This is a genomic window from Curtobacterium sp. TXMA1 (assembly GCF_020162095.1).
Taxonomy (GTDB): Bacteria; Actinomycetota; Actinomycetes; order Actinomycetales; family Microbacteriaceae; genus Curtobacterium.
In genome coordinates this window covers 60,120-74,152 of sequence record NZ_CP083910.1, presented here as the reverse complement: position 1 = coordinate 74,152, position 14,033 = coordinate 60,120, and the positions used below count along the sequence as shown (strand labels likewise).

Sequence of the window (14,033 nt, the reverse complement as noted above, 5' to 3'; positions counted from 1 at the left end):
TCGTGCCGTGAGTGTTCGTCGTCGCGCGTCGCGCGTGGTCTCCATCGGGGTGGTCGCGGCCCTGGCCGCATCGTTGACCGGGTGTGGTGAGGGGTCCGGGGTCGACGCCGACTACGCGAAGATCTGCCGCGACAACGCGACGCAGAAGCGCCTGCCGGACGACGACTGCAACAACCACGGCGGCCATGCGGGTTGGTACTACCTGCCCGTCAGCAGCAACCGCAGCACGACGGTCCCCGCGGTGGGCGAGAAGGTCTCCGGCGGCACGAGCTCGCTGCCGTCGGGGAAGACCGCGAAGTCCGGCATCTCGTCGCGCGGCAGCTCGGTGTCGAAGGGCGGGTTCGGCGGCTCGGGCGAGCACGGCGGGTTCGGCGGCTGATGGAGCGGGTCGAGTTCACCCCGCGGAGCGACTGGCGGCGGAAGATCCAGCAGACCGGACTCGTGTACTCGCACTCCGTGCGCGAGGACGGCACCGAGGTCGAGTACTGGAACGAGGGCGCCGCCTACGTGTTCACGCTCCCCGAGGTCGAGGCACTCGAGCAGCAGACCGAGGAGCTGCACCGCATGTGCCTCGAGGCCGCGCGGTACATGGCGTCGGGCGCGCTCGGGACCCTGGGACTCACGCGCGAGGGCTTCGAGCTCGCCGCCTGGTCGCTGGAGCAGTCCGAACCCGACGTCTACGCCCGCTTCGACCTGGCGTACGCCGGCGACGGGTCGCCCGCGAAGCTCCTGGAGTACAACGGGGACACCCCGACCGGGCTGATCGAGGCGTCGGTGACGCAGTGGCACTGGATGCGCGAGCGCGTCGAGTCCGGCGAGCTGCCCGCCGAGACCGACCAGTGGAACGGCATCCACGAGGCGCTCGTCGCCCGGTGGCGCACCCTCCTGCACGAGTCGCTGCGGTCCGAGGACGGCGGCCGCCTGTTCGTCGCGCACTCGGACCTCGACACCGCCGGCGAGGACTGGGACACCGTGGCGTACATGCGCGACCTCGCGGGCGAGGCCGGGTGGGAGCACACCGGCATCGAGATGAAGGACATCGGCTGGCACGGCGTCGCACGACAGTTCGTCGGGAACCAGGAGCCAGCGGGCTCGGCGCGCAGCGTCTTCACGCTGCCCGGCGACGAGCCGGGGACGCAGTGGCCGGTGATCCGGAACCTCTTCAAGCTCTACCCGTGGGAGGACCTCGTCTCCGGCGACGACCGCGCCACCGGTGACCAGGAGTTCGGCGCGTTCCTCGTCAGCGACCGGGGTCGGCTCGGGCACTGGTACGAACCGGCCTGGAAGATGTTCCTGTCCAACAAGCTCCTGCTCGTGGCGCTCTGGCGGCTGTTCCCCGGGCACGAGAACCTGCTGCCGTCGTACGCCGACGGCCCGAACGGCATGACGGACTTCGTCGTGAAGCCGGTGTTCGGGCGCGAGGGCGACGGCATCACGGTGCACCGGGCGGACGGCTCGGTGACGTCGAACGGCTCCGAGTACCGTCGCGCCGGGACCGCCGGGGAGCGCGTGTGGCAGCAGTACCACGAGCTCCCGGACTTCCCCGGGTCGGAAGGGCACAACCACCCGGTGCTCGGCTCGTGGGTGGTGGACGGCGAGTCGTTCGGCGTCGGCATCCGCGAGTCCGACGGCCCGATCACCGACTACTGGTGCCGCTTCGCGCCGAACCTCATCCGGTAGGCCTGGACCCCGTCCGGGAGAGCTGACCAGCCGCAGCCCGCGCTGAGTGCCCCGCAGCCGCTACGGTGCTGCCATGGGACTCGGCTGGAAGCTGCACGGTGACGGCGCGACCGTCTCCTCCTCGACCATCGTGGCGCCGGACGAGCGCCTCTCCTGGGGCCGCACCATCGGGCTCGGCGTCCAGCACGTCGTGGCGATGTTCGGCGCCACCTTCCTCGTACCGCTCATCACGGGGTTCCCACCCTCGACGACCCTGCTCTTCAGCGGCATCGGCACGATCCTCTTCCTGCTGATCACCGGCAACCGCCTGCCGAGCTACCTCGGCTCGTCCTTCGCGTTCCTCGCCCCGATCGGAGCCGCGACGAAGATCGGCGGGATCCCGCTCGCGTTGTCCGGGATCATCGTCGTCGGTGTGCTGCTCGCCCTGGTCGGTGCGATCGTGCACCTCGCGGGCGCCGGCTGGATCGACCGGCTGATGCCCCCGGTGGTGTCCGGAGCGATCGTCGCCCTGATCGGCTTCAACCTGGCGCCGGCCGCCCGGGACAACTTCACGAAGGCCCCGGTCGTCGCGCTGATCACGCTGGCCGCGATCATCCTGGTCACGGTGCTGTTCAAGGGGCTGCTCGGTCGCCTGTCCATCGTCATCGGCGTGCTCGTCGGCTACGTCGCGGCGCTGATCGCGGGTCAGGTCGACCTGTCGAAGGTCGCGTCCGCCCCGTGGATCGGTCTCCCGACGTTCACCGCCCCGGCCTTCGACCCGGGCCAGCTCGCGATCTACCTCGGCTTCGTGCCGGTCGTGCTCGCCCTGGTCGCCGAGAACGTCGGGCACGTCAAGGGCGTCGGACAGCTCACCGGCCGCGACCTCACCCCGCTGACCGGCCGCGCGCTCTTCGCCGACGGCGTCTCGACCGTGCTCGCCGGCGCCGGCGGTGGTTCCGCGACGACCACCTACGGCGAGAACATCGGCGTGATGGCCGCCACCCGCGTCTTCTCGACGGCCGCGTACTGGGTCGCCGCCATCGTCGCGATCCTGCTGGGCCTGTCCCCGAAGGTCGGGATGGTCATCTCCTCGGTGCCGGCCGGGGTGCTCGGTGGTGCGACCACCGCGCTGTACGGCCTGATCGGTGTCATCGGCATCCGCATCTGGGTCGAGAACCGCGTCGACTTCGCCAAGCCGAAGAACCAGCTGACCGCCGGCATCGCGCTCATCATGGGCATCGCCGACTTCACGTTCTCGTTCGGGGGCGCGACGTTCGGCGGGATCATCGTCGGGACGGTCGCCGCGATCGTCGTGTACCACCTGATGGACCTGGTCGGTCGGGCGCGCGGGACCGATCCGGCGACGCCGCCGGCGTCGGACGAGGCACGCGCTGCCACCGGGGCGATCCCGGCGGAGCCGCGCGCGGACTGAGACACGGGACCACCGGACGGGAGGCCCGTGGCGACGCCGCCACGGGCCTCCCGTCCGTCGCGTCCACGGTCCCTCCGCTGGCCCGCCCAGGCCCGCGGGCCTGCCACGGGCCGTCGCGTCCACGGTCCCTCCGCTGGCCCGCCCCGGTCTGCAGGCCTGCCACGGGCCGTCGCGTCCACGGTCCCTCCGCTGGCCCGCCCCGGTCTGCGGGCCTGCCACGGGCCGTCGCGTGCCCGGTCCCGTCGCGGGCTCGCTCCGTCCTGTCTGCCCGCGTCAGCGGAGGCCGACGACGCCCACGGTGAGCTGGACCACCGCGAGGACGGCGAGGACCGCGACCAGACCGACGGAGCCCCACCGGGCGATCCCCGCACGCATCGCGGCGAGGGGCCGGCGGGCTCGTGGACCGGCGGCCAGCACCAGGACCACGGGCAGCACCGTCGTCGACGCGGCGACCACGACGAAGGCCGCACCGGCCGCCAGTGCCTCGCCGGGGCCGGGTCCGGCGTCCCCGAAGGCGAGCCCCGCGGTCAGCGCGAGGACGATCGCCTTCGGGTTGCAGAACAGCAGCACTCCGAGCCCGAAGCCGTGCACCGAACCGACCCGCTCGACCACGTCCGCCCAGCGGGTGCTCGACGGGGAGCCGTCCGGCAGACGGCGGACCCGCCACTGCCAGACCGCGAGCGCGGCGAGCACCGCTCCGGCGGTCAGGGCGACGATCGCCTGGACCGACGAACCGCCAGCCGTCTGCACGGGGAGCCGCTCCCCCACCACGACCGCCAGGACGAGGGCCGCGGCGACGGCGACGACCCACCCCGCGGTGCAGGCGATCGCCGACGCGTACCCGCGGCGGTGCCCGAGCAGGACGACCACGGAGGCGACGGGGAGCGGACTCAGCGCGATCCCGACGGCACCGGGCGCGAGGGCGAGGAGGTCCACCGCCGCAGCGTACCGACGGCGAGACGAGCCGGTGCTGCTCGGACTCCGGCAGCACGATCCGGCGCCGCTCGGACTCCGGCAGGATGGTCCGGTGCCCCGACCGACCTCGCCCGCCGCGTCGACCGAGCGTCGATCGGTCGACCGGGACATCGTCCGGCTGGCACTGCCGGCCCTCGGCGCGCTCGTCGTCGAGCCGCTCTTCCTGCTCACCGACACGGCGCTCGTCGGGCACCTCGGCGCGACGGCGCTGGCGGCCGTGGGACTGGCGAGCGTCGTCCTGCAGACGGTCACGGGCCTGCTCGTCTTCCTGGCGTACTCGACGACCCCCGCGGTGGCGCGCGCCCTGGGCGGAGGCGACCGCCGGGGCGCGGTGCACGCCGGCATCGACGGGATGTGGCTCGCGCTCGGGCTCGGCGTGGTGCTCGCGCTCGTCGGGTGGCCGCTCGCCGGACCGCTCGTCGACCTGTTCGGCGCCTCGGCGGAGGTCTCGGCCGCCGCGACCGCGTACCTGACCGTGTCGCTCGTCGGGCTCCCCGGCATCCTCGTCGTGACCGCCTCGACCGGGCTGCTGCGCGGGCTGCAGGACACCAGGACACCGCTGGTCGTCGCGACGATCGGCTTCGTGGCGAACGGGCTGCTCAACGCCGCGCTCATCTACGGCGCGGGCTGGGGCGTCGAGGGGTCCGCGGCCGGCACCGTGATCGTGCAGTGGGCGATGGCCGTCGTGTACGTCGTCATCGCCGTCCGGGCAGCCCGGTCGTCGGGTGCACCGCTGCGGCCCGGGGCGTCGGGCGTGGTGCGGGCGCTCCGCTCCGGCGCGTGGCTGTTCCTCCGCACGGCGTCGCTGCGCGTCGCGATGCTCGCGACCGTCGCCACCGCCTCCGGGCTCGGCACGACCGGCCTGGCGACGACGCAGGTCGGCCTCACGGTGTTCTCGACGCTCGCCTTCGCCCTCGACGCCCTGGCGATCGCGGGCCAGGCGCTGGTGGGCCACGGCCTCGGCGCGCGCGATCCAGACCGGGTGCGGCTGGTGACCCGGCGGCTCGTGGTGCTCGGCATCGTCGGCGGTGTGGTCCTCGGCGTGTTCGTGGTGCTCGTCAGCGGGGTGCTCGGCCCGGTCTTCTCCGACTCCGCCGCGGTGCGCTCGGCCCTGCCGCTCGTGCTCGTGCTCATCGCCGTCGGGATGCCCGTCGCCGGGTACGTCTTCGTGCTCGACGGCGTGCTCATCGGTGCCGGGGACGCGCGGTACCTGGCCCTGGCGGGGCTCGTGAACCTGGTCGTCTACCTGCCGCTGCTGCTCTGGGTCGGCGGGACGCTGGCGGGGCTCTGGGCCGCCTTCGCCCTCGGCTACATCGGTGTCCGGGCGGTGACCCTCGGGGTGCGGGCGCACCGGCGGGGCTGGGTCGAACAGGCGCTGGCGCGGTGAGCGGGCGCTCGCGCGTCGCGTCGTCGGCACTGGCCGCCACGATCGGCATCGGGGTGCAGGGGCTCGCGAAGCTGCTCGTCACCGTGGTGGTCGGACGGGTGTTCGGCACCGAGACCCTCGGCCAGACCACCGCACTGCTGTCGCTGTCGGTCTTCACCGCGCTGCTCTGGCCGAACGCCGCGGGAAACACCGCGGCGCGCGTGCTCGCGATCGCGCTGCGCGGCCGACGGTCGGACACCGCGGTCAACCGGTTGCTCGGGGCGTCGATGGCGGTGTCGAGCGTCGTGCTCGCCGCGGTGACCGTTCCCGTCGCCCTCGCCTGGGGCTCCAGCCCAGGGATGGTCGTCGGTGGCGTCGGGGTCGTCGTCGGGTACGGCCTGTACTGCTACGCCCGCGGCGCCCAGCTCGGGTACGACCGGGCTCCACGGGTCGCGCTGTGGGACGCGGTCACGAGCCTGCTCGCCCTCGGGTTGCTCGTCGCGGCGTGCGTCGCCCGGCTCGAGCCGCTCGTGCTGCTGCCGCTGGCGATCGGGTACACCGTGTTCGCGATCGCGTGTTGGCCGCGGGGGAACCGGACCGACGACCCCGGGACGCCCGCCGAGCCGATCTCCGGGCTGCTCGCGTTCGCGGCCTGGAACGTCCTGGCCGTCACGACGTCGAACGGGCTGCTGCAGCTCACGATGATCGCGGCGCAGGTCTCCGTGTCCGCGCGTGAGGCCGGGGTCTACGCGGCCGCGTTCACCCTCGCGACGCCTGCCTCGATGGTCGGGCAGGCACTGGGTCAGGTGCTCGTGCCGGCGTTCGCGCACCGGTCGGACGGCGGGTCGCTGCGCTCGCGCGGAGTGCTCCTGCTCGTCGGGGGCTTCACTGCGGGGACCGCCGTGGTGTTCGGGCTCGTGGCGTGGCTCGCCGGGTGGTTCCTGCCGCTCGTCTACCCGGCAGAGGGCGCCGAGGCCGTGGCGGACCTGCGGTACCTCATGGCAGGCGTGTGGGTGTTCACGGTCGGACTCGTCCCCGCGGCACTGCTGCTCGCGTCGGGGCGGTCACGGCAGGTGGCGCTGGCCTCGGTCGCGGGGTTCGTCGTCGGGGTCGTGCTCATGGCGGTGCTCGCGCCGACGTGGGGGGTGGCCGGGGGCAGCACGGGGTTCCTGGTGGGGAGCGCGGTGAACCTCGTCGCGGTGGTGGCGCTGGGGCTGCGTCGGGCGCGGTAGTTCGTCATGAAAGACGACTTTCATGACAGATCATTAGCACGCGGTCCTCGTCAGTCGGACGCAGCGAGCCCAACGTGCGGCTCCAGCCACGACATGCCTGCCGCGATCGCCTCGCTCGCCATCGCCCAGTCGTGCCGCGCCCCCGGCAGCACCCACGTCGTGACGTGCATCCCGACCGCCGCCGCCCGCCCGGCCACGACGGGCATCGCCGGACCGTACTTGCGGTCGAGCGCCGCCGCGGTGAAGAAGGCCCACGTGGCGGGGTAGCGCCCGTGGCGCGCCATGATCGCCAGCGGTTGCGCCGCCCGGTACGCCGCGGCGTTCCCCGAGAACCCGAGGGCGATCGTCCGCGCCTCGTTGCCGAGGGAGCGGCTGAGCTCACCCGAGACGTCGACGATGTTGCCGTAGCGCGCGGGGTCACCGGCGCCGAGTTGGATCGCGCAGGTGCCGCCCTGCGAGAACCCGCCGATCGTCCACGCAGCCGCTCCCGTCTGTACGCGCAGGTGGCTCGTGATCCAGGCGGGGACGTCGTGCTCGAGGTACGTGCTGCTGTTGCCGAGCGGACCGTCGATGCACATCGGGTTGCCGGACTGCGGCCCGAGCTGGTCCGGGACGACGACGATCGGTGCGAGTCCGCGGTGCAGGGACGCGATCGCGTCCATCGTCTGCGCGATGTGCCCGGCGGTCTCGAGGTCGTCCGGCCCTGCTCCGCGGGACTGGCCCGCCATCAGCACCGCCACGGGCAGCGGCGGCGGGTCGGCGACCAGTGCCGCCGGCGGGAGCCAGAGGAGTGCGTCCCGTGCGGCGAAGTGCGACGTGGTGCCCGGGACGGCCACGCGGAGCAGGCGCCCCTGCTGCGGCAGGTCAGCTGGTGGCGTCCAGGTCGTCGCGAGGTCGACGCTCGACGGCTCGTTCGCCTCGGGGCGCTCCCCCGGCGGGATGCCGAGGGTGCTCGTCGTCGCGTGTCGCTCGACAGCGGCCGACGCCGACGGTGCGGCAGCCGGGGACGTGCCAGCCGCCGAGGTCCGAGCGGTCGACCCGGACGACTGCACGGCGACCAGCGTCAGCGCCACCGACACCGCCGCCACCACGAGGACGACGACGATCCACGTCACCACCCCGGACCGTCGAATCTGCTGCACGACACCGCAGCGTAGGCACGCCCGCTCCGCGGCAGGGTTCCGTCGGGGCAGGACGCGCTGAGGGATTCCCCAGTCGGTCATCAGGTTCGAGCGGGCACGCCGTCGACACGGTGTCGAGGGCCGGGGCCGCTGCGTTCGGGTGGTCCGCTACCGTGGGAGGACGGCAGTCCGTGATCTCGACGTGGGGGAAGACCGATGAGCGACGACCAGTACCCGGGCCAGGGGAACCAGGGCCAACACCCGCCGCAGTACCAGCAGCCGCAGCAGTACGCACAGCCGCAGCAGTACGGCCAGCCGACGCACGTGACGGTGGGCTACCAGCCCGCTCCGCCCCGTGGGATGAGCATCGCGAGCATGGTGCTCGGCCTGGTGTCGATCGTCCTGGGGTTCACGTTCCTCGTACCGCTGGTCGGGTTCGTCCTCGGCATCATCGGCGTCCGGAAGGAACCGGCCGGGCGCGGCATGGCGATCACCGGTCTGGTCCTGAACGGACTGTTCGTCGTGGGGTGGGCGCTGTTCGTGATCCTCGTGATCGGCGTCGGCGCTGCGGGCATCGCCACGAGCGGTACCTCGGGCTCCTAGCCCACCATCGGTCGCGGACCCATCACGCCGGTCCGACCTCGGCCGCTCAGCCGCCGAGCGCCCGACGCACCGGGCCCGTCGTGTCGCCCACCCGCAGCTCCGACCGGAAGGCCGCCGGCTGCGGCTCCGCGCCCTCGAGCATCGCGAGCGCGGCGCGGGCTGCAGCCCGTCCCTTCTGCTCGAACGGCTGCGCCAGGGTCGTGAGCTGCCGGATCGGCGACCGGTGGAGCAGGCTGTCGTCCACCGTGATGCCGTCGAACCCGATGACGCTGACGTCCTCGGGCACGCGGAGTCCGGCGTCGAGCGCAGCCGAGACCACCCCGACGGCGAGCAGGTCGCTCTGCGCCACGACGGCCGTCGGCACCGGACCGTCGCCGGTGAAGAGCGACTGTCCGGCGATGCGGCCCTCCTCCACGGAGCTGCCGGCGGCCTCGACCGCGACGGCGTCCGGGTACTCCTCGCGGACGCCGCGCAGCCGCTGGAGCGTGGTGTGCGCGACGCCCTCGGCCTCGCGCGCGGCATCGACCGGGCCGCGACGGCGCTCGGCATCGAGCGGGAGCGTGACGACCGTGACCGCGGTGTGGCCGAGGTCGCGCAGGTACGCAGCGGCGCGGGCCGAGGCCTCGCGGTTGTCGAGCTGCACGGGGACCGCGCCCTCGATGTCGTCGGCCTCGATGGCCACGACGGGGATCTGCCGGCGTCGGAGCACGGCGACCGCGGGATCGATCCGGACGTTGCACCCGACCAGGACCACGGCGTCCATCGGTGCGTCGACGATCGGCCCGGCGCCCTGCTCGTCATCGAGGGGGCTGCGCACGAGGAGCAGGGAGGCGCCCGCCTCGCCGGCGACCTCGGCGATGCCGTCGAGCGTCAGGACGTTCACCGGGTCGCGGAAGGCGTCGCTCAGGCGCTCGTCCATCACCACGCCGATGACCCCGGAGCGACCTCGGCGGAGCGAACGCGCCCGCGGGTCCGGGCCCCCGTAGCCGAGCTCGGCGGCGGCGGCCAGCACGCGGGCCTTCGCGTCGTCGGACACCGGCCCGGCACCGCTGAAGGCGAGGGAGGCGGTCGAGGGTGCGACCCCGGCTGCTCGGGCGACCGCGGCGAGGGTCGGCCGGGGTCCGCGGCGCGCGGGACCGTCGGCGTGGTCGCGGGGGTTCGTCGCCCCGGAGGCGCCGGGTGCTGTTGCCGGGTGGTCCATCGCCCGTTAGCGTAGTCACACGAACCGGTCGAATCGATTCGACCGGACAGCCGGAAGCAGGATGTCGACCACGGACGCCCGCAACGGCGACCGATGGCACCACCAGACCGGCGGCACACCAGACCGGCGGCACACGAGACCGACGACATGCCAGACCAACGACACGCCAGACCGACGACACCACCCGCACGAGACCGGAAGCCCCGCATGACGACGACGTCCACCCGATCCGACCCGACGACCCGCACCTGGATCACCGCGGTCTTCGTGGCCTTCACGCTGTCCGGCCTGGCCATCGCCACCTGGCTCGGACGCATCCCCAGCGTGCGCGACTCCCTCGGTGCCACCACGTTCGAGATGGGCCTGCTCGTGCTCGGCATGGCCGTCGGCTCGATCGGCGGCCTGACCTTCGCCGGACACATCGTCGCGAAGGTCGGTGCTCGCAGAGGGGTCCAGGTGGCCTCGGTCTGCCTGGCGGTCGGCCTCGTCTTCGCGGGCTTCGCCGTCACCTACGGGTGGGGCTTCGTCGCGATCTGGATCGGCCTGATCGCGTTCGGGTTCGGCAACGGCCTGGTCGACGTGTCGATGAACGTCTCCGGCGCCGCCGCCGAGAAGGCCGGCGGCCGCACGATCATGCCCCTGTTCCACGCCGCGTTCAGCGTCGGCACGCTCGCCGGCGCCGGGCTCGGGGCGCTCACCGAGGCGCTCGAGGTCCCGGTCGTCCTGCACTTCGCGGTGCTCGGCGTCGTGGTGTGCCTCGTCATGCTCGCCGCGGCATCGCGCTTCGGTGACGAGCACCGGTACGAGGAGCACGAGTCCACCGCGACCAGCCCGACGCCCGTGCAGCTCACGCGCTGGCAGGTGTGGGCGCAGCCGTCGACACTCCTCATCGGCGTGATCGTGCTCGGCATGGCGCTGGCCGAGGGCTCGGCGAACGACTGGCTGCCCCTCGCGATGATCGACGGTCACGGGCTCGACAACGCCGCCGGCTCCGCCGTGCTCACGGTGTTCCTCGCCGCGATGACCGCAGGACGCATCGCCGGCAGCCCGCTCATCGACCGGTTCGGCCGCGTGCCCGTGCTCCGCGTGAGCGCCGCCGTCGCCGTGGTCGGCCTCGGGCTGCTCATCTTCGTGGACGTGATCCCGATCGCGATCGTCGGCGTGGTGCTCTGGGGGCTCGGTGCGAGCCTCGGCTTCCCGATGGGCATGTCCGCCGCGGCCGACGACCCCCGCTCGGCAGCGCTCAACGTCAGCGCGGTCGCGACGATCGGCTACGTGGCGTTCCTCGCCGGTCCGCCGCTGATCGGGTTCCTCGGAGAGCACATCGGCCTGCTCGGTGCCCTGCTCGTGGTCTTCGTGTTCATCATCGCCGCCGGCCTGGCGTCGGGCGCGGCGCGGGAGACCGGCGCAGCCGCGGAGACGCTGCGGAAGCGGCGCGAGGCGAGGACCGGCCACGCTCCGGGACGTGACGCAGCCGACGGGGGCGAGCTGCGCCTCCAGGACGAACCGACGGACGACACGATGGCGGACCCGGCCGCGTCCGGTGGGACGCGCACCGACCGTTAGGATCGCCGGGTGCGTCTCGTCATCGCCCGCTGCTCCGTCGACTACGCCGGACGCCTGTCGGCCCACCTGCCGCTCGCGACCCGCCTGCTCATGCTCAAGGCGGACGGCTCGTTGCTCGTCCACTCGGACGGCGGCAGCTACAAGCCGCTGAACTGGATGAGCCCGCCGTGCTCGATCGAGATGACCGAGCCCGACGAGGAGCAGGCGAGCGCCGGCATCACCCAGGTGTGGACGGTGACGCAGAAGAAGACGCAGGACAAGCTCATCGTCAGCCTGTACGAGGTGATCGCGGACGAGAGCCACGATCTCGGCGTCGACCCGGGCCTGGTGAAGGACGGCGTCGAGGCGCACCTGCAGCAGCTGTTGGCCGAGCAGATCGAGCTCCTGGGCGACGGGCACACCCTCGTCCGCCGCGAGTACATGACGGCGATCGGGCCGGTGGACATCCTGGCGCGGGACGACGCCGGTGCGAGCGTCGCCGTCGAGATGAAGCGCAACGCGAACATCGACGCGGTCGAGCAGCTCACCCGGTACCTCGAGCTGATGAACCGCGACCCGCACCTGCGGCCGGTGCAGGGCGTGCTCGCCGCGCAGACCGTCGCCCCGCAGGCCCGGACGCTGGCGGAGGACCGCGGCATCCGCGTCCTCGTGCTCGACTACGACGCGATGCGTGGCATCGAGGGCGGGCACACCCGCCTGTTCTGAGCGGTCGCGTCGCACTCTGCGACACCGCGCGCGTCGATCGACGCGTACAACGTCGCGGCTCCGACACCGGCAGCGGCACCGGCGCCGGCACCGGCCTGGAGGCTCGCCCGCCCCCGCCGTGCGCCGACCGGCCCGCCCCGTGGCCGGTCCCACCGCCCCGACTAGGCTGGTCAGGACATGACGCGCCCCTACACCGCCATCCTGTTCGACCTCGACGGGACCATCAGCGACTCCGCTCCGGGGATCCTCGAGAGCATGACGCACACCTTCCGCACGGTCGGCGTGCCCGTGCCGGACCACGCGACGCTGATGTCGTTCGTCGGTCCGCCGATCATGGACACCTTCAAGACCGCCATGGGGATGGACGACGCCGGCACCGAGCGCACCCTCGCCGTCTACCGCGAGCACTACCTGTCGCACGGCGCCCTCGACTCGGCGATGTTCCCCGGCATCGACGTCGTGCTGCGCACCCTGCACGAGGCCGGGCTGCCGATGTCGACCGCGACGAGCAAGCCCGAGACCCCGGCCACGGTGATCCTGGACCACTACGGCCTGACCGGGTACTTCGACTTCGTCACCGGCGCGAGCGACGACGAGGTCCGGAGCGCCAAGGCCGACGTCGTCGCCGAGGCCCTGCGCCGCCTCGAGGCCGCCGGCCACGACGTCAGCCGCCCAGTGCTCGTCGGTGACCGGCTGCACGACGTCGAGGGCGCCCACGTCCACGGTGTGCCGGTCGTCTTCGCCGAGTGGGGCTACGGCTCCCCCGCCGAGGCCGAGGGCACCGTCGCCAGTGCCGCCTCCCCGCTCGACCTGCTGCCGATCCTGCTGCCGGACGCCGCGTGAGCGAGGACCGGTGACCGCCGTCGCCCGACGCGGACTCCGCGGGGCGGCCTGGCTGCTGCCGGCGGCGATCGTCCTCATCGCACTCAACCTGCGCGGGCCGATCGTGGCGCCCGCGCCGGTGATCGGTGACCTGCGCGTCGACCTCGGGCTGACCGCGACGATCGCCGGGCTCCTCACGACGATCCCGGTGCTCTGCTTCTCGCTCGCGACGCCGTTCGCGAGCTGGGTGATCGCGAAGGCCGACCCGGAGCGTGCGGTGTCCCTGGCGCTCGTGATCGTGCTCGCGGGCACCGTCGTCCGCTCGATCCCCTCGACCGCAGGGCTGCTCGTCGGCACCGCGGTGATCGGGATCGGCATCACGATCGGCAACGTGGTGATCCCGGTGGTCATCCGGCGGGACACCTCTCCCGAGCGCGTCGGCCTGGTCACCGGCGTGTACACGTCGGCGCTCAACGTCGGGTCGATGATCACCTCGCTCGGCACCGCACCGATCGCCGCAGCGTGGGGGTGGCCCGTCGCGATCGCCGTGTGGGCGGTGTTCGCGGTCGTCGCGGGACTCGCGTGGACGTACGCCGTCGGGGCCCGGGCGGCATGGCTCCGGCCGGTGCGGTCCGAGCCCGTGGTGGCGACCGGGCCGGTCGAGCTCCTCACCGAGACCGGGTCGGTCCGGTCGGTCCCGGCGACGGCGGAGCCCGTCCGACCCGCGCGTCGACTCATCACCTGGGGGCTGACGCTGGCGTTCGGGGGCCAGGCGTTCTCGTACTACGCCCTGACCGCCTGGATCCCGACGCTGCTGCACGACGAGATCGGCTTCTCGGCGGAGTCCTCGGGCGCGAGCTCGTCGGTGTTCCAGATCCTGGCGGTCGTCGGTGCGCTCGGTGTACCGGTGCTCGCGACCCGATGGCGACCGCGCGCGATCATCGCCCTGGTCGCGTTCCTCTGGCTCGCGATGCCGCTCGGCCTGCTGTTCGCGCCGCAGCTCTGGCTGCTCTGGTCGGTGCTCGGCGGAGCCGCGCAGGGCGGCGGCATCACGGTCGTCTTCATCATCGTCGTGCGGATCGTCACGAGCGACGACGACGCCCGCCGGATGTCCGCGTTCGTGCAGGGCGGCGGGTACCTGATCGGCTCCGCCGGGCCCCTGGTCGCCGGGTCCCTGCACGGCGCGACCGGTGCCTGGACGGCACCGCTCCTCGTCGTGCTCGTCGCGGTGCTGACGCTCGGTGTCGCGGGGACGCTCGCAGCGCGCCGCGTGGGCTGACGAAGCGCAGCACCCGACGCCGGGCGGACCGGCGGGGCGGAGACGTGCCGTGCCTCCCGGCCGCGTCGCCGT

General features: G+C 73.2%; 13 protein-coding genes. 10 read left to right on the top strand and 3 right to left on the bottom strand.

Annotated features, from left to right (window positions below):
- Window positions 1-7 precede the first annotated feature (7 nt).
- The 3 genes from LCG91_RS00375 (at window position 8) to LCG91_RS00365 (ending at window position 3,091) form a co-directional block, all read left to right on the top strand.
- On the top strand, window positions 8-379 hold the full coding sequence (locus LCG91_RS00375) for a tRNA-dihydrouridine synthase (RefSeq protein WP_224442091.1): 372 nt from the start codon (window positions 8-10) through the stop codon (window positions 377-379).
- Complete coding sequence (locus LCG91_RS00370; RefSeq protein WP_224442090.1) at window positions 379-1,680, top strand: glutathionylspermidine synthase family protein; 1,302 nt, start codon at window positions 379-381, stop codon at window positions 1,678-1,680. Before LCG91_RS00375 ends, LCG91_RS00370 begins: the two co-directional genes overlap by 1 nt.
- A 73-nt stretch (window positions 1,681-1,753) precedes the next feature.
- On the top strand, window positions 1,754-3,091 hold the full coding sequence (locus LCG91_RS00365; RefSeq protein ID WP_058729376.1) for a uracil-xanthine permease family protein: 1,338 nt from the start codon (window positions 1,754-1,756) through the stop codon (window positions 3,089-3,091).
- A 273-nt stretch (window positions 3,092-3,364) separates the two neighbouring features.
- Here the strand turns inward: LCG91_RS00365 and LCG91_RS00360 are convergent, their stop codons facing one another.
- The gene (locus LCG91_RS00360) at window positions 3,365-4,027 is read right to left on the bottom strand and encodes a GAP family protein (protein WP_224442089.1); all 663 of its coding nucleotides are present in this window, start codon (window positions 4,025-4,027) and stop codon (window positions 3,365-3,367) included.
- Between the two features lie 91 nt (window positions 4,028-4,118).
- Here LCG91_RS00360 and LCG91_RS00355 point away from each other — a divergent pair, with 91 nt between their 5' ends.
- Together LCG91_RS00355 and LCG91_RS00350 are read left to right on the top strand one after the other, a co-directional pair.
- Entirely contained in the window at window positions 4,119-5,453 is a 1,335-nt protein-coding gene (locus tag LCG91_RS00355; RefSeq protein WP_224442088.1) for an MATE family efflux transporter, read from the top strand.
- On the top strand, window positions 5,450-6,664 hold the full coding sequence (locus LCG91_RS00350; protein WP_224442087.1) for a lipopolysaccharide biosynthesis protein: 1,215 nt from the start codon (window positions 5,450-5,452) through the stop codon (window positions 6,662-6,664). The genes LCG91_RS00355 and LCG91_RS00350 overlap by 4 nt, the downstream gene beginning before the upstream one ends.
- 50 nt (window positions 6,665-6,714) lie before the next feature.
- Here LCG91_RS00350 and LCG91_RS00345 read toward each other — a convergent pair whose 3' ends face one another.
- Complete coding sequence (locus LCG91_RS00345) at window positions 6,715-7,806, bottom strand: alpha/beta hydrolase (protein ID WP_224442086.1); 1,092 nt, start codon at window positions 7,804-7,806, stop codon at window positions 6,715-6,717.
- A gap of 195 nt (window positions 7,807-8,001) precedes the next feature.
- Here LCG91_RS00345 and LCG91_RS00340 point away from each other — a divergent pair, with 195 nt between their 5' ends.
- On the top strand, window positions 8,002-8,388 hold the full coding sequence (locus LCG91_RS00340; protein ID WP_224442085.1) for a DUF4190 domain-containing protein: 387 nt from the start codon (window positions 8,002-8,004) through the stop codon (window positions 8,386-8,388).
- Between the two features lie 46 nt (window positions 8,389-8,434).
- On the opposite strand, the gene LCG91_RS00335 is transcribed toward LCG91_RS00340, so the two are convergent.
- The gene (locus LCG91_RS00335; RefSeq protein WP_224442084.1) at window positions 8,435-9,589 is read right to left on the bottom strand and encodes a LacI family DNA-binding transcriptional regulator; all 1,155 of its coding nucleotides are present in this window, start codon (window positions 9,587-9,589) and stop codon (window positions 8,435-8,437) included.
- A 207-nt stretch (window positions 9,590-9,796) separates the two neighbouring features.
- On the opposite strand from LCG91_RS00335, the gene LCG91_RS00330 reads away from it, so the two are divergent.
- The 4 genes from LCG91_RS00330 (at window position 9,797) to LCG91_RS00315 (ending at window position 13,961) form a co-directional block, all read left to right on the top strand.
- A complete protein-coding gene (locus LCG91_RS00330) occupies window positions 9,797-11,155 on the top strand; it encodes an MFS transporter (RefSeq protein ID WP_224442083.1) in 1,359 nt (452 codons plus the stop codon).
- A 9-nt stretch (window positions 11,156-11,164) separates the two neighbouring features.
- Window positions 11,165-11,860, top strand: coding sequence for an endonuclease NucS (nucS, locus tag LCG91_RS00325; protein WP_058730155.1), 696 nt, complete (start codon window positions 11,165-11,167; stop codon window positions 11,858-11,860).
- 177 nt (window positions 11,861-12,037) lie between these two features.
- A complete protein-coding gene (locus LCG91_RS00320) occupies window positions 12,038-12,703 on the top strand; it encodes an HAD hydrolase-like protein (protein WP_224442082.1) in 666 nt (221 codons plus the stop codon).
- Window positions 12,704-12,713: 10 nt separating this feature from the next.
- A complete protein-coding gene (locus LCG91_RS00315) occupies window positions 12,714-13,961 on the top strand; it encodes a CynX/NimT family MFS transporter (RefSeq protein ID WP_224442081.1) in 1,248 nt (415 codons plus the stop codon).
- Window positions 13,962-14,033: the final 72 nt, after the last annotated feature.